This is a genomic window from Paenibacillus motobuensis (assembly GCF_039521865.1).
Classification (GTDB): Bacteria; Bacillota; Bacilli; order Paenibacillales; family Paenibacillaceae; genus Fontibacillus; species Fontibacillus motobuensis.
In genome coordinates, this window is the sequence record NZ_BAAACX010000028.1 from 116,062 (window position 1) to 136,573 (window position 20,512).

The following is a 20,512-nucleotide window of genomic DNA, read 5'->3' on the forward strand; positions in this document are numbered from 1 at the left end:
CATCCTCTCAATTTTAATGATCCGAATTATTGGTCATCGTCTTCAAGCATCGCAATATATTTCTCGATCAAACTGTCCAACTCCTGCTGAATTTCATTTTGCTGTGTCTGAAGGTTGGATAGTTGATCTGCATCGTAAGCCGTTTCCGGTTCCAGCATAGCTGCGTGGATCAATTTCAACGTCTGTTCTAAATCGGCGATATCACGCTCCATCTTCTGAATCGTGGCTGGATTAGGTGTTGCTGAAGTTTGCGTCGGTTTGGCCAGTTGCTTTGATTGCTGTGGTTTTGCTGTCGAACTCGGAATTGAGCTAATGGCCTTTGCTTCATCATGTTCAGGAGTAGAAGGAGAGTCGACGACCATAGATTTTCTTCTTTCCAGCTCACTCCTGTAGTCCTCAAAGTTCCCAAGCGTCACGGTCATTTGTCCGTTCTCAAGCGCCCATACCTGCCTTGCAATCTTGTTAATAAAATATCGGTCATGGGACACGGCCAGAACAGTACCAGGGAACTCTTCCAGAGCATCTTCCAACGCTTCCCGTGAGTCGATATCAAGATGGTTCGTCGGTTCATCGAGCAGCAGCAGGTTAGGCTTACGGTACATCAGTATAGTCAACCGCAGCCGCGTCCATTCTCCTCCGGAGAGATTGCAAACTTTCTTGAAGACATCGGCTCCGTAGAAGAGGAAGCGAGCCAGTTGGTTTCTGGCCTCACCGGTCTCCATTCCGATCTCGGAGCGGAAGTATTCCAGTACGGTCAGATTCAGATCTGACGGAGCGGATTCTTGGGCTAAATAACCTGTCTCGGTTCTTGAACCCAGGCGAATCTCACCTGTATCAGTAGCAGCCATGCCCAAAACACATTTAAGTAAAGTGCTCTTGCCCGAACCATTTCCGCCGATGAGCGCCGCTGTCTCCCCATAGCGGAGCGTATGCGTTATTTCGCTGTATAACTGCCGGTCACCGATGGATTTACCGACTCCGGTTAATACGAGAGCATCCTTGCCGGAACGGTCGGATTGCTGCAACTGCAGATCAATGCGTTTACGTTCCAGAACGGGCCTCTTCAGCTTGACCATCCGGTCCAACGCCTTCTGCATCGAAGCGGCCCGTCGGTGGAAGCCAGGATTTGGCGGATTGGAGCGGTTGCCCCACTCAATTAACTGCTTGATCGCTTCCTTCATCTTCTGGATTTTCTTCTGCTGCTCCTGGTACTCTGCGAACTGCTGAAGCAGTCTTGTTTCTTTCTCTTCCTTATACTTGCTATAGTTGCAATGATAAGTGAAGGCTTCACCATCTTCAATCTCAATGATCTTGGTGGCAACCGCATCGAGAAAATAACGGTCGTGCGAAGTGATGATGGCTGTACCGCTATAAGTGCCAAGGAATGATTCCAACCATTCGATCGCAGCCATATCCAGATGGTTGGTAGGCTCATCGAGCAGCAGAATATCCGGACTTTGCAGCAAGATTACGGCTAGGCCCACCTTGGTCTTCTCGCCGCCAGATAAGGTAGAGAAGGGGCGGTGATATTGCTCCACCGGAATACCAAGGCCACCGGCCACGCGATCGATTGAAGCTTCAATCTCGTAACCTCCGCCACGTTCGAACTCTTCCTGCATATGGCCATATTGTCTTAGCAATGCCTCCAGCATAGTGGGATTCGTGGCTGTATCTGAGGCGGACATCTCGGCTTCCAGCCGCTGCATTTCTTCTTTTACTTCCAACAAGTTATGAAAAGCGGACTGAAGTACATGGTAGACCGTCTCGCCATTCCCGTAATCCGGGATTTGTGCCAAGGCGCCGATCCGGGCATTTCTACGAATAGCCAGCGTGCCTTGGTCCGGCGTATCACTCCCGGAGATCAACTTCATCAGCGTTGTCTTGCCGCTTCCGTTCCGGCCAATCAAGCCGACTTTCTCGCCTTCTTTGATCTCAAATGATACATCGATTAGTACCAGTTCGGCACCGTAATATTTTTGAATATTTTGACTTTGAATCATCATGATTAAGTTCTCCTTCGACCTATGCCGCTGCTGCCTGTTACCTGTCGAAGACAAAAGAAGGCTGCAGGAAAAACCTGCAGCCTTCTTAGAAACACACACGTATTACAAGTCCGTGAGGTTAAGGGAGGAGCGGCATTTCGCAATTTGTAATGGATATCGAGTTTCTAAAAATGGACAGACGTATCCCGTTGCGAAATGCTTCATGAACAATGCCAAAAACTGCCATCGGCAGCAGGCTCACTCGATTCCATGCAAATTTACGATCCACTCTCCCCACCTCCTTCAAAAACATAATTATTGTAAGTATATGATGGGGGAATGGAAAAATCAAGTAGTGAATTAAAGGCCCAAACTATGCCTCATCTTTATATAAAAAAATCACCTAATAAAGGTGATTAAATAGGATTAGCTTTAAGTTCTCTAAGAATTAAAAGAGCACCAATACCATACACAATAGCTATTGCTAAAGGTACAAGAGTGAATGCCTGATCAACAAGGAATCCACCTAAGATTAGGGAGGAAAAACAGGCGCCTAAAGTAACAAATAAATAAGCTTTGCTCTTATAAACCCACATGTAAGGAAGAAAATGAGAGCCTGCAAGTAAACCGATGGTGAAGGGAAGGTATTCAGGTATGTTCATATACACAATTATAAATACTGGTATGTAAAAAGCTTGGGGAGCTGCCACTATTCCTCCTAAAGTACCTACGGGGTTGCTGGTGGTGAATAAATTAACACCAAGAATTTTACTAATTAGAATTCCAATAGGAAAAATGGCACCTAGGCCAAATATCCAAATTAAACGCACAGCTTCTATTGGAACAACTAAGGGCATAAGGGTGAAAATTAAAAAGACAATTACGCCAGACAGCAAAATGGGGTACCCTTTTTTTGCTTCAAAAATGATTTCCTTTTGTAATTCCTCGAGTGTTTTACTCATAAAATGCACTCCTATAAGTTTAGTAATCTATAACATAGCAAAAATTTACTCGATTTACCATGGTGAATTAGGAAATGAAGACCATAATTCAATGAAAAATACGAAAATAAAACTTTAACAAAATAGGCAGAAGGCCATCAATCATTATTTTGTGGGAAAGATATTGCATTCTCAGCATCTACACTGTTCGTATCAAATTCGTATAATGGCATCAATCGGCACCAAGATATAGATTTATTTTTGTACTAGAAAAACCCTTGAAGCTTAACGCCTCAAGGGTTTCCTCATGATGATCTGTAGTGGGCTCGAACCACTGACCCCTACCCTGTCAAGATAGTGCTCTCCCAGCTGAGCTAACAGATCATATTATAAGTGAAGACAAAATTTATCTTATCAGGAAGGGCCAATTATGTCAAACTTTTTTATATGAATAATGAAGCAATGTTCTACAATTTCCAACCAGAATAAGCATCAGCGACTAATGGGCATTGAAGAAGACCAGACCCTAAAGAACAAGTAAATCCATCCGGTGTCATCGCGCCGGATTTTTTATTTTCAGCAGAATGTCCTACGTATTGGAATAGTCACTTCAGTTCACTAATTATACGATCTCCATTTATTGGAGATTATGAAGATAGGACTATAATCTGAATGGGGGTATCACAAAAAATGAAATTCGATCAAATGGGATTTAGGTTTCGTTGGGGTAAAGTACTTATGATGCTCATGTTGACCGTAACTATGCTGTTGGCTATGACGGGCTGTGGCCTGTCGGCCAGCCAGAAGACGATGGATAGACAAGCCAAGGCTCCATGGTGGTCTAGCCCTTCTATATCTAATGGTGTCTACGCTCCAGCTGTCCAGAAAGAGGTATACTCCAAGGAACCCTGACTTGGAACGGCTTACTCATCTTCCCATCTACGGGAATACCCTTTCTTAGTGACATAGAACATCGGGACAATCAGAAGAACAGAAATGATAATCGCCGCACCAATCGTTAGTCCGTACATCGGTTTATCAGCTCCTTCTCTCCATGTATTACCCCAACTATACATTAGAATTAATTTTTTGTATAATGATGCAAGTTTTTATTTTTAATGTACATTATATAAATTCATGACAATGGGAGGGATAGGAATGGCTGCTGTAATTGTACCCGTGAAGACTGAAGAACAGTTGGAAGAAGCCTGCAATATTCGAAAAGAAGTATTCGTGCAGGAGCAGAAGGTTCCGGAGGAGCTTGAAATCGATGAATATGATGTGATTGGACCGGATGCCCACCACATTCTTATCGAGGTTGACGGAGTATATGCTGCTACAGGCCGTCTAATATACTACAAGGATAATGCGGCAAAAATGCAGCGGATCGCTGTCCGCAAAGACTTCCGTTCACAAGGAATTGGCAAGGTGCTGCTGCTTGCTATGGAGGAGCTGGCTCGTGAGCTGGGATTGACGAAATCTGTGCTGGATGCACAGTGTCAAGCAGAAGCCTTCTATCAGAAGCTTGGCTATGTGACGACTTCTACGGAGACGTTCCTTGATGCGAACATACCTCATGTCAGAATGGAGAAATCGCTGGAGCTCTAATTCTCATACATTCCGCAATTTGGGACAAACTATACACATCCCTCTCAGGGGAGCCCTGTGAAGGGAAACAATGAAGAGGAGATGTGATAGTCAGATGGAAATGAATACACGTGAGACCTTTATCGCAGTCCAGAAAAATGGAGACGGTGATCTTACCGCGTTCAAAACCTCCAACGGCCGGGTTCTTGATTATGAACAGGCGTTACAGGAAGTGAAAGCCGGAGCTATTGCAGGGGTCAATGTATTCAAAGGAAGGGACGGAGAAATGTACATTCGTGGAGATGCGGATGGCGACCCGACCAACAATTTGGACGCATTGCCAAGGTTCGAATAAATCAAATTCCACAATGAAACGATGACAGCCGCAGGCACCTTACCTGCGGCTGCTTATATTTATAAAGAATAGATCTCATGTTGACGCAGAAATTGCATAGGACCTGTTTTGCCAACGTAGTTCTCCATATCATCCGCATAATGCATCAGATAGATCATTTGCTGAATGTCCTCAGGCAGGCTTCGCAGTTCATCCAGCGTCGTATGAACCGCCCCAGGCGAGATAAACTGTACTTCATGCAGAATGGTACGGCAGCCCCGCTCGCGAACAAGCTTCATTAATAACTCTGGTTGAAAAGTCATATCCGCACTGTAGAAAATTTCTTGATTAATATATAGCGAATAACTATCTTTTCCGGGAATATGCGGAGTTTGAATCAATTCAACAGTTAGATTTGGTGACAGAGGACAGGGAACTCCTTCTATCAACGTATGAACCTCAAAGGCATCCTCCAGCGAAGAGATTCCTTCCTGAGTTAATCCACCTTTAAGTGTATTTTCCCATAGAGGTTGAACTAGCTTCTCACTAATATATAGGACCGGCTTACGCTTGTATTGAAATTTCATCCGAAAGGCGAATTCCTCCAGGCCGCCGACATGATCTCCATGGATGTGGGTGATCAGAATCGCATTGATCTCATCCGGTGTCTTACCTATTTGATGTAGGGACATGGGGGCGGTAATTCCGCAATCGATCAGCAGTGTGAAATCTTCAGTACTGAGAAGCGCATTATTGTTGAAATATTGCTTGGCAAAGGCACCGCCTGTTCCTAGCATTTGCAAGCTTAATGACATATTTATTCACCTCTTCATTTTGATGCTGCAGTACTTATTAATATATCATTTTCCAATACTGGCCCGAAATTATTTCAAAAAAAATAATAACCTTTCATGAAAACAGCGCAACTTGGTTCATTTTTTGGAGTATAAATTTACATCAACATGAATCTTATGGAGGTTATCATTTATGAAATGGAGAAGAGTTGCAATACTCGTTACTATATTCTCCCTGATGGGAGGTTCATTGCTATTCGCTGATTCGGCTTCCCAGAAAGTCCGTCTGCTGATGAATGGCCGTGAGCTTGATGATGGCAGTTATATCATTGATGGTAAGACATATATTCCTCTTCGTGAACTTGAAGGGTTGATTTATTATGATGACTCTACGAAGACGGTATATTATTATAAACCGAATGTACATATCTCTCTGATCCAATCGTCCGATGGCAAAGTCTTCGGTGATATCAACAAGAGTGGGAAGCTGAAGTTCAATGTATTCACGCAGGTCGACAATTTAAAGACGGATATATCGGCAGTTAGGGTATCTATCACTTCTCCAGACGGCAACACAACTGTAATTCAGACGAGTGATATTCCTAATAATAAGGATAATTTCTGGTTCCGGACTGAGGATTTTAATTATGATTTCAAGAATGCTGGGAAATATAAAATTGGCTTCTACATGAAATCAGCAGGTGGGGGGGAATTCACCTTAGTCTCAGAAAAGAACGTTAATGTGCTCAAATAACATGCCCCAGTAATCTAAATTGACCTGTCCGCTGTAAAGTGTTACGATACCACAAGGTTGATAACTTTAAACTAAAAGCGAGGTATTTCGAATGAGCGAGCATAATCACGAGCACGGCGAAGCATGCGGCTGCGGACATGATCATGATCATGACCACGAGCATGAAGAGTTCGTGTTGACTCTAACCGATGAGAATGGAAAAGACGTGGACATGGTTCTCGTTGAGACATTTGACGTAGGCGAGAAGCTGTATGCATTGCTGCTTGAACGCAACAATCCGGGAGCCGACGGCATCATTCTGCGTATGGAAGAAGAGAATGAAGAAATGGTGCTGTACAATATCGAGGACGAAGATGAGTGGAATCAAGTAGAGGAAGCTTACAATCAGCTCGTATCCGAATTGGACGAAGCATAAATTTTTCGATAAATAAGAGTTGTCTTTGGCATTTATTTTGCCTGGGCAGCTCTTTTTTTGAATAAAAAAAGGACCTTGAAGACTGTATATACAGCCTTCAAGTCCTGTCTCAAGTTTTTATTAGAAGATCGGATCAGCTTCGACGATAACTTTAACGTTCTTGATGTAACGGTCTTCAGGTCCTTTTACAGGTAATCCGACCGAGACATGATCCTGAATATAATCGATATTGTCCTGGGAGATCACCTCACCAGGCAAGAGGATCGGTATTCCAGGAGGATAGACATATATGAATTCGGCAATAATTCGGCCAGCTGACTCCGCGAACGGAACCACCTCGGTATCAGCATAGAAGGCGTCACGAGGAATAAGCGATAATTGCGGAATTTCCGGTATTTTAACGATCAGTTCGTTGGCATTGCCTTCTTTATAATACAAACTGGACAGCTCGCGAAGAGCGGTTAGTAACGTATTCACCGTCTCCTGATTATCTCCAGGCGTGATCAGACACAGAATATTGTACATATCGCTGAGCTCGACTTCGATCTTGTAATGTTCTCTGAGCCAGTTCTCCGTCTCGTAGCCGGTAATGCCCAAATGGCGCACATGAATCGTCACCTTGGTAGGATCGAGATCGTAGGTGGCTTCGCTGCCAAGAATTTCACGACCGAAGCTATACAGGCCGTCAATGTCGTTCACGCCGCGGCGAACATAATCAGCTAATCGAATCGATTCCTCGGCCAAATCATGACCATGAAGAGCCAGAGTTCTTCGTGCAGTGTCCAGTGAGGCCAGCAGCACGTAAGAAGTTGAGGTCGTCGTCAGCATACTCATAATCGTCTGGACACGCTGAGGATTCACATAGCCATTCTTCGTATTCAGATTGAGCACAGAGCTCTGGGTCATTGAACCGCCCAGCTTGTGAACGCTGGTTGCAGCCATATCCGCTCCAGCTTGCATCGCAGACATAGGCAGATCTTCATGAAAATGAATATGAACGCCATGCGCTTCATCCACGAGTACGGGAACATGATAGCTATGAGCCAGGTCTACAATTTCCTTCAGATGAGCACAGACCCCATAGTAGGTCGGGTTGATAACCAATACCGCCTTGGCGTCAGGGTGCTTCTGCAGCGCTCTGCGTACCGAAGAAGTCGTAATTCCGTGATCGATTCCGAGATTGGCATCCTGAGCCGGGGATACGAAGACAGGCTTCGCTCCGGAGAAAATAATCGCCGACATGATCGATTTATGGATGTTCCTTGGTACGATAATCTTATCCCCAGGAGAGCAAACAGACAAAATCATAGTCATGATAGCTCCACTGGTTCCTTGCACCGAGAAAAAGGTATAATCCGCCCCAAAGGCATCGGCAGCAAGGTTTTGGGCTTCTTCAATTACGCCCGACGGCTGATGGAGGTCATCAAGCGGGGCGATATTGATCAAGTCAATAGACAGAGCATTATCGCCAATAAAATCATGAAACTCTTTATCCATACCCTGGCCTTTCTTATGTCCGGGAATATGGAATTGTACAGGGTTAGTGGCCGCGTGCTGCTTAAGTGCAGTAAATAACGGCGTACGTTGATGATCCATTTAGTCGTCTTCCGCCTTTCTTAAAAAATTAACAAGCTTGAGTATAGCAAAAAGCGACCGGAATGCAAGAAAAGATTCAGTCGCATGATGAATTCTGTTATTTCTGCAGGTAAAAGGCAGCCAAAAATTGGGCAAACTGATATCAATGAAGAAGGGGAGATCATCTTCCCAGGGAGGGGTGAGCAGATGAAACTGACATCAAAGCTTGTTAACAAATCGTTGTTAACTCCGACCTTTGTGTGTCTGTGGATTATTATGTTTCTGGTCGAGTTCGTCAAAGGTTCTTTGCTGGTATCGGTGCTGCCGGTTTATATGGGAGATGTGCTGAAGCTTAGCGCTTTCCTGATCGGACTATCCTTCTCACTCCAGTATATCGGGGACAACCTGTTTCGAAGCCCGGCGGGCTGGCTCGTAGAACGGCTCGGGTTCCGTATGACGATGGCGGTTGGACTATTGATCACACTAGGAGCGGTGCTGATCCTCAGCTTCATTAAGACCGTAGGCTTTATTGTGCTTGGCTGCGCATTGCTTGGCATTGGAACGGCGCCTTTATGGCCCTGTGTAATGATGGGAATCTCCGCAGTGACGAAGGAGAAAAAAAACTTCGGCACAGCGATGGGAGTCATCCAGATTTCCAGTCTTGGTGGAACAGGACTCGGGCCGATTATTATTAACTTTCTCGTCAGTAAGTCTTATACGCTGGTATTCTGGTTCTTGCTTGCCTGCATGGTAGTTGTTGTGATCATCTCACTATTCTTGCCGGGTAAAGGAAATAAGCAGGTATACGCCGCATCTAGAGGTTTGGGGCAGAAGGGCAGATTGCACGCACTGCTGCAGAACATCCGTCATACGTTGCATCACATTCGGCATAATTTGAAGGTAAGTCCATTCCTATACCCGGCGCTCTTCCTCCAGACCTTCGCGATCGGGTTGCTGACACCGGTTATAACCCTATATGTTAGAACGGAACTTGGGCTGTCACCTGAAGCCTACAGCGCCATGTTAATTGCTGGTGGAGGGATTGCCGTTGCCGGATTAATTCCAGTCGGTAAATTAGTAGATCGTTACGGGACAAGTTTGTTTCTGAATGTCGGCTTTGCCTCCGCCGCTATCTCGATCTGCCTATTTGCGCTTACCCGCTCAATTCCAATCGTCTGGTTTCTAGTTATCCTGATCGGGCTTAGCTATTCCTGCATTCTGCCAACCTGGGATACGATGCTGTCGCATCTGATTCCGGAGGGGGAGAAGGGGACGGTCTGGGGATTTTTCTTGACGATCCAGGGCTTCGGTATGATTATCGGCCCAATCGTCTCGGGGAAATTATGGGATTGGCTTGGCCCATCGGCCCCATTTCTGGCCAGTGGCTGTTCTATGGGCTTGCTGTTCTTTGTGCATCTCATCCTCTCCCGGCCAAGCTATCGTCTGAGTACTGAATAAGTACGGAGGTGATAAGTTGATAACGCCCTGATTGGTAGTCCGGGAGAAGGAGGACAGACACACTTATACTTTTTTAAAAAGAGGCTTTGTACAGAGGCAGCAAGGTTGCAAAAGTCTCTTCGATCTTAGCAAGCAGTTTATCGCCATCGAGCAGAATCGGGTCATCGCGTTCAATCCGCAAACCACACATCATTTCCGCCTTCTTGACGTTTTTTAGCCGCTCAGCCATCTTCTTTAATTCAGCGGAATTGACTTCTGCATGTGGGGTTCCAACCGGATTGAAGTGATCCATGGACCAGAAGAAATGCTCAGGTACTACCTTCTTTACCTTGGCCGCATGCTTGTCCAGGAAATCGGCGAATACAAGCTTGTTCGGGCTCTCATAAATAACCGCAAAAATAATGAACAGATGTGTAGAGAACAGTCCTACTTCGAAATGCGGCAAGGCCTTATAACCGCGTTTTCCGCTTGCCAGGGCCACCCAGGTATCAATCGGCGGATTGACAGTCCGTCTAGCATGCTTGGCGACATGGGGGTACATCTCTTCTCCGCAAAGTGCGGACAGATAGGTGGACAGTGTCTGGCCCAGAACCTCCAACTTCGGTCTGACCTGGCCGATAATCGCTTCCATTCTGCCCTCCAGGCCAGGTACTGTGAATACATCGAAATCCTCTGCGGTGAAGCCGTTGAAATTCGTCATCATGATTAACCTCCATATTCAGTGCTTCATTCAAGCACATCATGTCACAATTAGTATAGCATAAACATCGTTATAGCTAGGTTGTCCATCTAATAGCGCAAATAGGCGTAATCTTGCCTGCCGGGGCCTTTCCTGCCCTATTGTCGTAGATCGGGCTTAGAGATGGGGAAAATTAATCAATAATCCAAGTTCCGTTACATAATATGAAGTATAAGATAGAGTAAGCCGCAATCGGGAGATAAAGGTGAGAGCTAAATGCAGCAACATCGGCTTTTAGCACTCTCACAAATGATGAGGAGGGAGTGCCGTGAATAAAAGTTATGAAGTGGAATACTGCAACCTGGAACTCCGATTCGACCGTCGGCACATTCAGCAATTGATCCGTGATTTGATCCAAGACGGGTATTCTTTATACTGGAGCGAGAATGAGACGACTTTCATTATCTCAGTCCGCACAGGCCGCAAGCTGACGAAGCTGCGTTTTCAGCGTATAGCGAATGGATACAAGCTGGTCGGCGATTATGTCATTAAGGATGCCAAACTGGCCGAGTGGCTGGAGAAATTAATCGGCGATCTACGCGGGCATGCTGTCGTAAAACGGTTCAAAGATCGGCAGATCGTGGTCGAGAACATTCTGTTCGGAGAACTAATCCGACAGGTAGAAATCAACGGAGTAGAACATAAGGTTATTTATCAAAAAGGGCCAGTGATTGATGTGAAGAAAATGGCTGAATTATATATGGCTCAACTCGCGGAGAAGCGGCTTGAGCAGCTTCAGAAGGAGCTTGATGCAGAACTTGAGAAACTGTATGAAGCTTTGCAAGAGGGAGATCAGGAGAGCATCAAGGCTTGCAAGGAGAAACTTCGCAAGATCAGGCTCGAATTAATCCGCCTGGAGTGGTAATTAATAGCCTTTATCAAGGATAAGTGACCGCCCTGTGGAAAATGAACTAAATACGAACAATATAATTTTTGCAATCTGTGCAAAATATTATTGCAGGCCCCCTGAGAACCTGGGGCTTGTTTTATGAGGATATGATGAAGGTATTCACTTCTATTCACAAAAGAGTTAAAATGATAGTATTGAAAAAAATAAACAGTGAGTAAAGGATGGAGACCATGTCAAAACAACAAATTGGCGTTATTGGCCTTGCCGTTATGGGCAAGAATTTAGCCCTGAATATTGAAAGCAGAGGTTTTACCGTATCGGTGTTTAACCGTTCTCCGCAAAAAACTCATGATTTGCTCGAAAATGAAGGCAAAGGCAAAAACCTTGTCGGCACCTTCTCCATTGAAGAGTTCGTTCAATCTCTTGAAACTCCACGTAAAATATTAATTATGGTACAAGCCGGTGCAGCTACTGACGCTACGATTGAGAGCCTGCTTCCTCATCTGGATCAAGGCGATATTATTATCGACGGCGGCAATGCTTACTTCCCGGATACTCAGCGTCGCAGCAAAGAACTCGAAGCCAAAGGATTCCGCTTCATCGGTACTGGCGTATCCGGCGGGGAAGAGGGCGCGCTTAAGGGGCCTTCCATCATGCCAGGCGGACCGGAAAGTGCCTATAAACTTGTAGAACCTATTCTGACTGCAATTTCTGCAAAAGTAAACGGCGATCCATGCTGTACATATATTGGACCGGACGGTGCCGGACACTATGTGAAGATGGTGCACAACGGTATCGAATACGGAGATATGCAGCTTATTGGCGAAGCTTATCATTTGCTGAAGGATGTCCTCGGCACGGATGCCAAGGAATTGCATGAAATTTTCAGCGAGTGGAACAAAGGTGAGCTCGACAGCTACCTGATCGAGATTACAGCTGACATCTTCTCACAATACGATGAAGAGTCCGGAAAACCTATGGTTGACGTCATTCTTGACGCAGCTGGCCAGAAGGGTACTGGTAAATGGACAAGCCAAAGCGCACTCGATCTTGGAGTTCCATTGTCTATGATCACTGAATCCGTGTTCTCCCGCTTCTTGTCTGCGATGAAGGAAGAGCGCGTAGCTGCAAGCAAGATTCTGAGCGGCCCGGCTAAGAAGGAATTCAAAGGCGACAAGCAAGAATTCATTGAAAATGTACGTAAAGCTCTGTTCGCCAGCAAAATCGTATCCTATGCTCAAGGTTTTGCGCAAATGCGTGCGGCTTCCGATGAGTATGGTTGGGATTTGAAATATGGCAATATCGCTATGATCTTCCGCGGTGGCTGCATCATCCGTTCGCAGTTCCTGCAAAATATCAAGGATGCTTACGATCGCGATGCTGCGCTTAAGAACTTGCTGCTCGATCCTTACTTCAAGAACATCGTTGAGAGCTATCAGGATGCTTGGCGTAAAGTGATTGCTGCAGCAGTAGAGAACGGTATTCCAGTACCAGGCTTCTCCAGTGCCCTGGCTTACTACGACAGCTACCGTACAGATCGCTTGCCAGCGAATCTGCTTCAAGCGCAACGTGATTACTTCGGCGCTCACACCTTCAAGCGTGTAGACAAAGAAGGCGTATTCCATCATCAATGGTTCTAAGCCTGAGTAACTGGGCAGAGAAGCCCATATCTCAGCAGAGCACTATTATATAGAGCAAGAATAAGACGTCGCACCCAGCGGATTGCCGCTTGCTGCGGCGTCTTTTAGAATCGTTAGTTTATTTCCTGAGGACTAAAGGATAGGCAGTGCCACATCAGTGTGCTCTGTGTTATGATATGAAAAAAGTTTACTGCCAAGCTGGAATTAAGGTAGGTGAGATGTTGAGTAGTCACAAGGATAATATTATACTTGTCGGCATGATGGGGACTGGTAAATCAACAGTAGGGGCGCATTTGGCTGATAAGCTTGGCTACCGTCTAATTGATCTTGACCAGCAGATCGTGCAGCAGGCCGGCTGCTCTATTCCGGAGATCTTCGCTGAGAAGGGTGAAGCTTATTTCCGCGATCTAGAGTCTGATGTGCTTGATCGGGTCCTGCAAGAGGGGGGGATCGTTCTGGCCACCGGTGGAGGGGCTGTGCTGCGGGAGAGCAATTGCAAGTGCATGCTCGGGCATGGACAAGTTGTGGCCCTTGAGGCCACAGTAGAGGAGATTCTAAGCCGTGTTGGCGAAGATAAGAATCGACCCTTACTGGCTGGGGGCGCGAAGCGGCGGATAGAGATCCTGCTGGATGAACGCAAGCACGCTTATCTGTTCGCACATCATCATGTGAATACGACAGGTAAGAGTGTTGAACAAGTGTCAGATGAAATTTTAATGCTTTGCCGCGGTTAATCATCAATTCATAAAGGAGAACTCATAGTATGGATGTTATCGTTAGACCAACGCCTGAGTTAAGGGGAGAGATCGGAGCGTTATCGTCAAAGAATTATACAACACGTTATTTGCTGGTTGCCGCGCTGGCTGAAGGTACTAGCACGATTTATTATCCAGCCCACAGCGAGGACAGCGATGCGATGCGTCGTTGTATTGCTGATCTTGGCGCTGTGTTGGAAGAGGATGAAGAGAAAATCGTCATCACAGGCTTCGGGCGGCATCCGAAGGATATCAAGGAATTGAACGTAGGCAATGCAGGAGCCGTGCTGCGCTTTCTATTAGCGATTGCGGCCCTGTCCCCGGATATTACCTTTGTGAATACGTATCCTGATTCATTAGGCAAGCGTCCGCATGATGACTTGATCGAATCCTTGCAGAGCATGGGTGTTGAAATCGAGCATCGGGATGGCAAGCTCCCAATTACAGTTCGTGGCGGTGCGCCGAAGGGTGGTAAGATAAAAGTATCCGGTGCAGTCAGTTCGCAGTTCCTCAGCGCACTATTATTCCTCACACCATTGCTTGAAGAGGACAGTGAGATTGAGGTTGTCTATGATCTGAAATCGAAGGTCGTTATCGGACAAACGCTGGAGGTGCTGGAACAGGCGGGAATCGTCATCCATGCCAGCGAGGATTTGATGAATTATAAAGTGCCTGGTCGTCAATCCTACCAAGCGAGGGAATATACGGTGCAGGGAGACTATCCAGGCTCAGCGGCAATTCTGGCCGCTGCGGCTGTGACGAATTCAGATGTGAAGGTGCATCGTCTGATGGAACAGAGCAAGCAGGGAGAGCGGGCAATCGTTGACGTACTGCGCATGATGGAAGTTCCACTAACCCATGAGAACGGAGTCGTTCACGTCCGCGGCAATGGTCAATTGCAGCCGATTGAGTTCGATGGCGATGCAGCGACAGATGCCGTACTCGCTATGGTAGCTGCTGCGGTCTTCGCCGAGGGCACATCCCGTTTTTATAATGTAGAGAATTTACGGTACAAGGAGTGCGACCGCATTACTGATTACTTGAACGAACTCCGCAAAGCCGGTGCCGATGTGGAAGAGCGCCAGGCAGAGATTATTGTGCACGGTCGTCCAGGTGAATTGCCAGGCGGCGTCACAATCAATGCGCATTACGATCATCGGGTTATCATGGCTCTAACTGTTGTAGGTCTTCGTTGCCAGCAGCCGCTAGTCATCAAGGATGCGCATCATGTCGCCAAATCGTATCCTGGATTCTTCGACCATATTACCGCACTTGGGGGTAATGTGGAGTGGGTTGAAAACGGGACTTTGTGAACATACATTAGAGAGGAGCAAGTAAAATGGCATTTGAAAATCCAAGCAGAGAGAAGATCAAAGAAATTCTAGAGAAGGCCGGAAATATTGCGATTGTCGGTTTGTCCGATAAGCCGGATCGCACCTCTCATATGATTGGTGAGGCATTGCAGGGCAATGGGTACCGGATTATCCCGGTTAACCCTGTCGTCTCGGGTGAAATTCTCGGCGAGAAGGTCTATCCATCGCTTAAGGATATTCCTGAGCCTGTAGACATCGTTGACGTCTTCCGCCGCAGCGAACATACACCTGAGATCGCTAAGGAGGCGGTTGAGATCGGCGCTAATGTATTGTGGCTACAGCAGGGCATCATTAACGAGGAAGCGGCTGACATCGCCGCTAAAGGCGGGCTCACCGTCATTATGGACCGCTGTATTAAGGTGGAGGACAGCCTCCTGATCGGCAAGCGTCACGGTTAACAGAATCAATCCAGAGCTAATATGACCTTGAATATCGTCCGGTAAAATCTATGCCGGGCGGTTTTCACTTGTCTGCACTATTTCCTTTGACAAAAGAATGAGGCTGGGCGTACCATTAAGAAATAGAGAGAGACTATCCTATAAATGCGTGTTCAATAGTCAGAGTTCCGTACTGGCTTGTTGAACAACCTCTATAAGGGTTTAAATAGGTTTAGGGGGTCGAAACATGATACAAGGTATTGGTGCAGCGGCTGGTGTTGCCATCGGCAAGGCATTTGTGCTGCCCACCTGGGAATGGGATGTTCCGGATCGGCGAATGGAAAGTGTGGATTTGGCCAAGGAGTTCGAAAGGCTGTATGAAGGCATTAGAACGTCCAAGACCGAAATCGAGTTCATGAAGAACGAGATTAAAGAGACGGTTGGAGTAGCAGAATCTAACATTTTTGATGCACATATCGCCATACTGGAAGATCCTGTTTTTATGAGTGAAATTCGCGGGATTATAGAGCGTCAATACAAAGCGGCCGAAGTGGCTGTTAAAGAAGCGATCGATCATTTTGTAACGATGTTTGATCTGTTGGATGATGAGTATATGAAGGAGCGGGCGCTTGATATTAAGGATGTCGGCAACCGATTGCTTAAGCATTTGCTCGGAACCCCAGATATTACACTGCCTTCCGATACGCAGCCATATATCCTGGTAGCCCGGGAATTGTCCCCCTCACAGCTTGTCCATTTGAATCCACAGCATGTGCTGGGGATGGTGACGATAGCTGGAGGCAAGACTTCGCATTCGGCAATTATGGCCAGGGCGCTTGGAATTCCACTCGTCTCAGGCCTGGAGGATTCCTTGACAGAGATATTTAAGACTGGCGATCTTCTGGTGATTGACGGGGATGAAGGAGCTATTTTCCTGAATCCGGGTCATGTCATTATCGATCAATATACTGCGATTGCCGAGAGACAGCGGCGGAGGAAGGAACAACTACAGCTGCTCGCTTCGGTGGACCCTGTAACAAAGGATAATGTGCGGATGAAGCTGGCTGGCAATATTAGCTCGGTGAAGGATCTGGAGCTGACCTTCAAATATGGAGCGGAGGGAGTTGGGCTGTTCCGGACAGAATTTCTGTATATGGATCGGCTGGGCTTCCCAAGCGAAGAGGAGCAGTTTGAGGTCTATCGTCAGATCGCCGAGAGAATGGGAGAGCATTCGGTTGTGATCCGAACGTTGGACATCGGCGGTGATAAGCAGCTGGAATACTTTGCGATCCCTGAAGAAGAGAACCCTGTTCTGGGATTCCGGGCCATTCGGATAAGCCTTGATAATAAAGAAATTTTCAAAACGCAGTTAATGGCTATCCTGCGGGCAAGTGCTTACGGTAATGTTAAAATTCTCTATCCGATGATCTCCTCGCTGGAGGAGGTTCGCAAAGCGAAAGAAATTTTGCAGGAAGCCAAGCAAGAACTTACCGCTAGAGGAATTGCCTATGACGACAATGTACCGATCGGGGCGATGATTGAGGTTCCAGCAGCCGTAGCGATTGCAGATCTTCTGGCTAAGGAAGTAGATTTCTTCAGCATAGGCACGAATGATCTGGTCCAGTACGTGCTTGCTGTAGATCGGATGAATGAGAAGATAGCCCATATGTATCATCCTTTTCATCCAGCGGTACTACGCATGCTTCGACAGACCGTTATGGCGGCGAAGGAAGCGGGAATTCCGATCAGTGTATGCGGCGAGCTGGCCAGCGATGAGAGGGCACTCCCGATTTGGCTCTATCTTGGGGTAAGCAACCTGAGTATGTCGTCGCAATCCCTTCTTCGCGTCAAACACCGGATACTGAATATTTATGCTAGTGAGAGTCGTGAATTAGGCGCTCTTTGCTACCGCCTATCGACAAGCACCGAGGTGGAAGCGGAACTGGTTCGTTACTTGGGAACCGAAGTACGTTAATTCTTATTGATATAGAACAAAATATGAAAAGTAACAGCACCGGAGGATGGACCTCTGGTGCTGTTGTTTCCTCTCAAGCTATTTAGCGGCGAGTGCTTCGATATAAGCTTTGCCGTAAGGCGGCAAATCCGGTGGACGGCGTGCAGAGATGATATGTCCATCGACGATGACGGGCTCATCCTTCCATATCGCCCCGGCATTCTCCATGTCGTCGCGGATGCCTGGGGTCGAGGTGACCGTGACGTTTTTCAGAATTCCGGCTGAGATCAGTACCCAACCGGCGTGGCAGATCTGTCCGATCGGCTTCTGGGCCGCATGCAGATCGCGGATCATCTCCAGTACCTTGGGATAGCGGCGGAGCTTGTCTGGCGCCCAGCCTCCGGGTACAAGGATGCCATCATATTGATCTGCAGAGATTTCCTCGAAGGAGAATTCAGCTTCCGCGGGAACCCCATATTTGCCGATGTATTTTTTGCCTTTCTCCGGGCCGACGAGATGAACTTCGGCTCCCTCTTCGCGGACGCGGTAAATCGGATACCATAGCTCCAAATCCTCGAACTCTTCATCTACTAACGCGATCACTTTTTTTCCAGTTAGTCTCAATATAGTCTCCTCCTGTCTGAAATGAGTCTTGACGAAAATCGATTTCAATATTTTAATTGTATCAAATATGAATTAAAGATTACATACAGCACAGATGTGATTATGAGGTGATACCGTGCTTTTATTCTGCCGTTGCGGCCAGGCAATGACTCTTAGCTTTCGGATGCTAGTTTTCGAAAATATGTATCAAATCGACTTAGTTCCTATTCTGGAATGCGAAGATTGCTCTACTTATGAACTAATTCCATCATTTAAGCAGGATGTAACTAAGCTGTTAGCTGAGCTAAAGGAACAGCAACGGGAAGGAAGAGTTATTTTTACGAGTGTGAATGAGCTTGCTTCGGTATTGTATGACGTTTATAAGTCCGGGCAGGAACTATTGGAGGTGTCCTCATTTAATGCATTCTTGATAGAGAAATGCGAGGAACGCATTAATTTGTTACTGGATTTGTACGGGTATGCGAGTAAAGAAGGAGACGCTGACTGGATGGAGGCAATATCATTTCGCTTATCCAGCTTATCTTCATTTGTGAAAAAGCGCCAATTTTTAGAAACGAAGTAAATGAATTTAAAAGAAATGACGAATAAAGTTGTTTTTAAGGGGCGCATTTTGTTAATATAACATATGGCAAGGTACAGATACTTAAAGTGCGTGTTCAAAAAGGCCGTTTTCAGCACCAAAGGTTGGACGAGAGCTAGAGAGTGGACTTTTTGAATTACCTCTAAATGAAGAAGGGATGGATATGTCATGTATAATTTGCTAAGAATAACATCCATAGAAGACCTTCATAGCGCTTTGCAGCAATCCACTAGTCAACCGCTTTTGTTGTTCAAACACAGTACTCGTTGCCCGATCAGTGCCGGGGCTGAGCGAGAGTTTACAGCATATTTGAATGCGGCTCCCAATGAGGGAGTTATATATGGTTTGATTTATGTGATTGAAGAACGAGAGGTATCTAATGCTGCTGCCGAGTTGCTTGGCGTGAAGCATGAATCTCCTCAGGCAATACTCGTCAAGAATGGGCAAGCAGTATGGAATACTTCCCATTCACAGATTACTTCCGGAGCTCTACAAGGAATTCTGGGATAAGTGAAGCGTTATCATTGCACAAAGTAATATTTTGTCGTATCATTAAACTAATTGGGGTACTGGACCTTACCGGATGAACGAGTGAAAATCTATTGGCAATGGAGAGAAGAATGTGACGGTTACCATTTACGATGTGGCACGTGAAGCGGGCGTTTCGATGGCGACGGTTTCTCGGGTTGTAAACAACAATCCGAATGTCAAGCCGCAGACCAGGAAGAAAGTATACGAAGCGATTGAACGTTTGGGATATCGTCCAAATGCGGTGGCAAGAGGTCTTGCCAGCAAGAAGACGACCACGGTCGGAGTGGTCATCCCAGACATCTCGAATTCAATTTTTGCAGAGATTGCGCGAGGTATCGAAGACATCGCCAACATGTACCACTATAACATTATCCTATGTAACGCAGACAAGAAGAAGGAGAAGGAGATTCGCGTCGTAAATACCTTGCTTGAGAAGCAGGTTGACGGACTTCTTTTCATGGGCGGAGTAGTAACTGAAGAACATGTTCAAGCATTCCAGACTTCGTCTGTTCCGATCGTACTCTGTGCGACGAGCGACGAGAAGGGCATGTTCCCATCCGTAGATATTGACCACGAAGCTGCTGCATTCGATGCAGTGAGTACGCTGATTCGTCACGGTCATCGCAATATTGCTATGATTAGCGGCACTTTGCAGGACCCGGCGAACGGTTATGCACGTTTTCAAGGCTATAAACGCGCTCTCGAGACAGCTGGAATCGAGTATCAAGAGGATTTGGTGCGGATTGGCAACTATCGCTACGAATCCGGTGTCGAGGCTATGAAGTATTTCCTCGGTCTCAAGAAACGGCCGACGGCGATATTCTCAGCGACCGACGAAATGGCTATTGGAGCTATTCACAGCATTCAGGATGAAGGACTTAAAGTTCCTGATGACTTTTCTATTATCAGTGTAGACAATATTCGCATGGCATCGATGGTACGTCCGCAATTGACGACGGTTGCCCAGCCGATGTACGACCTTGGTGCGGTCGCTATGCGTCTGTTGACGAAGCTGATGAAGAAGGAAGCGGTGGACAACCCCCATGTGATTTTGCCTCATGAGACGATTCTGCGTCTCTCTGTCAGTCATGTGTAATGCTTAACTGGGCCTTAGCTGTGCTGGTGGCCATCAGATAGAGATAGACACAAACAAATATATGAAAAAGGTTATCGGGAAAAAGCTCCTTCTCTTGAAGGGGCTTTTTTAGGGTTCAATGAAGCTATATACAATATGAATTGAAGGGAGTCG

Annotated in this window: 22 protein-coding genes and 1 tRNA gene; 15 read left to right on the plus strand and 8 right to left on the minus strand. The window is 46.4% G+C overall.

Translation table 11 applies throughout. The annotated features are described in order from the left end of the window. Positions 1-26: 26 nt before the first annotated feature. The 4 genes from abc-f to ABD014_RS24460 form a co-directional block, all read right to left on the minus strand. Positions 27-2,003, minus strand: a complete 1,977-nt coding sequence (gene abc-f / locus ABD014_RS24445; RefSeq protein ID WP_343865813.1) for a ribosomal protection-like ABC-F family protein — start codon at positions 2,001-2,003, stop codon at positions 27-29. Positions 2,004-2,121: 118 nt separating this feature from the next. Next, on the minus strand, positions 2,122-2,271 hold the full coding sequence (locus ABD014_RS24450) for an RAxF-45 family protein (RefSeq protein WP_343865815.1): 150 nt from the start codon (positions 2,269-2,271) through the stop codon (positions 2,122-2,124). Between the two features lie 127 nt (positions 2,272-2,398). Continuing rightward, positions 2,399-2,944: a DUF7010 family protein gene (locus ABD014_RS24455; RefSeq protein ID WP_343865817.1), complete on the minus strand. Its 546-nt coding sequence runs from the start codon at positions 2,942-2,944 to the stop codon at positions 2,399-2,401. A 290-nt stretch (positions 2,945-3,234) separates the two neighbouring features. Next, a tRNA-Val gene (locus ABD014_RS24460) sits at positions 3,235-3,307 on the minus strand. A gap of 306 nt (positions 3,308-3,613) precedes the next feature. Here ABD014_RS24460 and ABD014_RS24465 point away from each other — a divergent pair. The 3 genes from ABD014_RS24465 to ABD014_RS24475 all read left to right on the plus strand — a co-directional run bounded on the left by ABD014_RS24465 (position 3,614) and on the right by ABD014_RS24475 (position 4,865). Further along, positions 3,614-3,835: a hypothetical protein gene (locus tag ABD014_RS24465; protein WP_343865819.1), complete on the plus strand. Its 222-nt coding sequence runs from the start codon at positions 3,614-3,616 to the stop codon at positions 3,833-3,835. A 246-nt stretch (positions 3,836-4,081) separates the two neighbouring features. Beyond that, positions 4,082-4,531 carry a GNAT family N-acetyltransferase gene (locus ABD014_RS24470; RefSeq protein WP_343865821.1) on the plus strand — a complete coding sequence of 150 codons (450 nt, stop codon included), beginning with the start codon at positions 4,082-4,084 and terminating at the stop codon, positions 4,529-4,531. A gap of 94 nt (positions 4,532-4,625) precedes the next feature. Continuing rightward, positions 4,626-4,865 (plus strand): DUF3892 domain-containing protein, encoded by a 240-nt coding sequence (locus ABD014_RS24475; RefSeq protein ID WP_343865822.1) that lies wholly within the window; start codon positions 4,626-4,628, stop codon positions 4,863-4,865. A gap of 59 nt (positions 4,866-4,924) precedes the next feature. On the opposite strand, the gene ABD014_RS24480 is transcribed toward ABD014_RS24475, so the two are convergent. Beyond that, the gene (locus ABD014_RS24480; RefSeq protein WP_343865823.1) at positions 4,925-5,659 is read right to left on the minus strand and encodes an MBL fold metallo-hydrolase; all 735 of its coding nucleotides are present in this window, start codon (positions 5,657-5,659) and stop codon (positions 4,925-4,927) included. A 172-nt stretch (positions 5,660-5,831) separates the two neighbouring features. On the opposite strand from ABD014_RS24480, the gene ABD014_RS24485 reads away from it, so the two are divergent. Beyond that, the gene (locus ABD014_RS24485; RefSeq protein ID WP_343865825.1) at positions 5,832-6,392 is read left to right on the plus strand and encodes a stalk domain-containing protein; all 561 of its coding nucleotides are present in this window, start codon (positions 5,832-5,834) and stop codon (positions 6,390-6,392) included. Positions 6,393-6,483: 91 nt separating this feature from the next. Continuing rightward, positions 6,484-6,807: a DUF1292 domain-containing protein gene (locus ABD014_RS24490; RefSeq protein ID WP_343865827.1), complete on the plus strand. Its 324-nt coding sequence runs from the start codon at positions 6,484-6,486 to the stop codon at positions 6,805-6,807. 120 nt (positions 6,808-6,927) lie between these two features. On the opposite strand, the gene ABD014_RS24495 is transcribed toward ABD014_RS24490, so the two are convergent. After that, positions 6,928-8,403 carry an aminotransferase class I/II-fold pyridoxal phosphate-dependent enzyme gene (locus ABD014_RS24495; RefSeq protein ID WP_343865829.1) on the minus strand — a complete coding sequence of 492 codons (1,476 nt, stop codon included), beginning with the start codon at positions 8,401-8,403 and terminating at the stop codon, positions 6,928-6,930. Positions 8,404-8,565: 162 nt separating this feature from the next. Between ABD014_RS24495 and ABD014_RS24500 the strand changes: the two genes are divergently transcribed. Continuing rightward, positions 8,566-9,840 carry an MFS transporter gene (locus ABD014_RS24500; RefSeq protein WP_486190739.1) on the plus strand — a complete coding sequence of 425 codons (1,275 nt, stop codon included), beginning with the start codon at positions 8,566-8,568 and terminating at the stop codon, positions 9,838-9,840. Positions 9,841-9,913: 73 nt separating this feature from the next. Here ABD014_RS24500 and ABD014_RS24505 read toward each other — a convergent pair whose 3' ends face one another. Then, positions 9,914-10,543: a YktB family protein gene (locus ABD014_RS24505; protein WP_343865830.1), complete on the minus strand. Its 630-nt coding sequence runs from the start codon at positions 10,541-10,543 to the stop codon at positions 9,914-9,916. Positions 10,544-10,847: 304 nt separating this feature from the next. Here ABD014_RS24505 and ABD014_RS24510 point away from each other — a divergent pair, with 304 nt between their 5' ends. The 6 genes from ABD014_RS24510 to ptsP all read left to right on the plus strand — a co-directional run bounded on the left by ABD014_RS24510 (position 10,848) and on the right by ptsP (position 17,549). Next, positions 10,848-11,444: a hypothetical protein gene (locus ABD014_RS24510; protein ID WP_343865831.1), complete on the plus strand. Its 597-nt coding sequence runs from the start codon at positions 10,848-10,850 to the stop codon at positions 11,442-11,444. A gap of 215 nt (positions 11,445-11,659) precedes the next feature. Then, complete coding sequence (gndA, locus tag ABD014_RS24515; RefSeq protein ID WP_343865832.1) at positions 11,660-13,069, plus strand: NADP-dependent phosphogluconate dehydrogenase; 1,410 nt, start codon at positions 11,660-11,662, stop codon at positions 13,067-13,069. 218 nt (positions 13,070-13,287) lie between these two features. After that, complete coding sequence (locus ABD014_RS24520; protein ID WP_343865834.1) at positions 13,288-13,803, plus strand: shikimate kinase; 516 nt, start codon at positions 13,288-13,290, stop codon at positions 13,801-13,803. Positions 13,804-13,832: 29 nt separating this feature from the next. Then, on the plus strand, positions 13,833-15,137 hold the full coding sequence (aroA, locus tag ABD014_RS24525) for a 3-phosphoshikimate 1-carboxyvinyltransferase (protein ID WP_343865836.1): 1,305 nt from the start codon (positions 13,833-13,835) through the stop codon (positions 15,135-15,137). Between the two features lie 26 nt (positions 15,138-15,163). Continuing rightward, positions 15,164-15,595: a CoA-binding protein gene (locus ABD014_RS24530; protein WP_343865838.1), complete on the plus strand. Its 432-nt coding sequence runs from the start codon at positions 15,164-15,166 to the stop codon at positions 15,593-15,595. Between the two features lie 226 nt (positions 15,596-15,821). Next, entirely contained in the window at positions 15,822-17,549 is a 1,728-nt protein-coding gene (ptsP, locus tag ABD014_RS24535; protein ID WP_343865840.1) for a phosphoenolpyruvate--protein phosphotransferase, read from the plus strand. Positions 17,550-17,627: 78 nt separating this feature from the next. Here ptsP and ABD014_RS24540 read toward each other — a convergent pair whose 3' ends face one another. After that, complete coding sequence (locus tag ABD014_RS24540) at positions 17,628-18,155, minus strand: type 1 glutamine amidotransferase domain-containing protein (protein ID WP_343865942.1); 528 nt, start codon at positions 18,153-18,155, stop codon at positions 17,628-17,630. A 142-nt stretch (positions 18,156-18,297) separates the two neighbouring features. Between ABD014_RS24540 and ABD014_RS24545 the strand changes: the two genes are divergently transcribed. From ABD014_RS24545 to ccpA, 3 genes are all read left to right on the plus strand, one after another. After that, entirely contained in the window at positions 18,298-18,714 is a 417-nt protein-coding gene (locus ABD014_RS24545; RefSeq protein WP_343865842.1) for a hypothetical protein, read from the plus strand. Positions 18,715-18,900: 186 nt separating this feature from the next. Beyond that, the gene (ytxJ, locus tag ABD014_RS24550) at positions 18,901-19,242 is read left to right on the plus strand and encodes a bacillithiol system redox-active protein YtxJ (protein WP_343865844.1); all 342 of its coding nucleotides are present in this window, start codon (positions 18,901-18,903) and stop codon (positions 19,240-19,242) included. A 112-nt stretch (positions 19,243-19,354) separates the two neighbouring features. After that, positions 19,355-20,359 carry a catabolite control protein A gene (gene ccpA, locus ABD014_RS24555; RefSeq protein WP_068781962.1) on the plus strand — a complete coding sequence of 335 codons (1,005 nt, stop codon included), beginning with the start codon at positions 19,355-19,357 and terminating at the stop codon, positions 20,357-20,359. Positions 20,360-20,512: the final 153 nt, after the last annotated feature.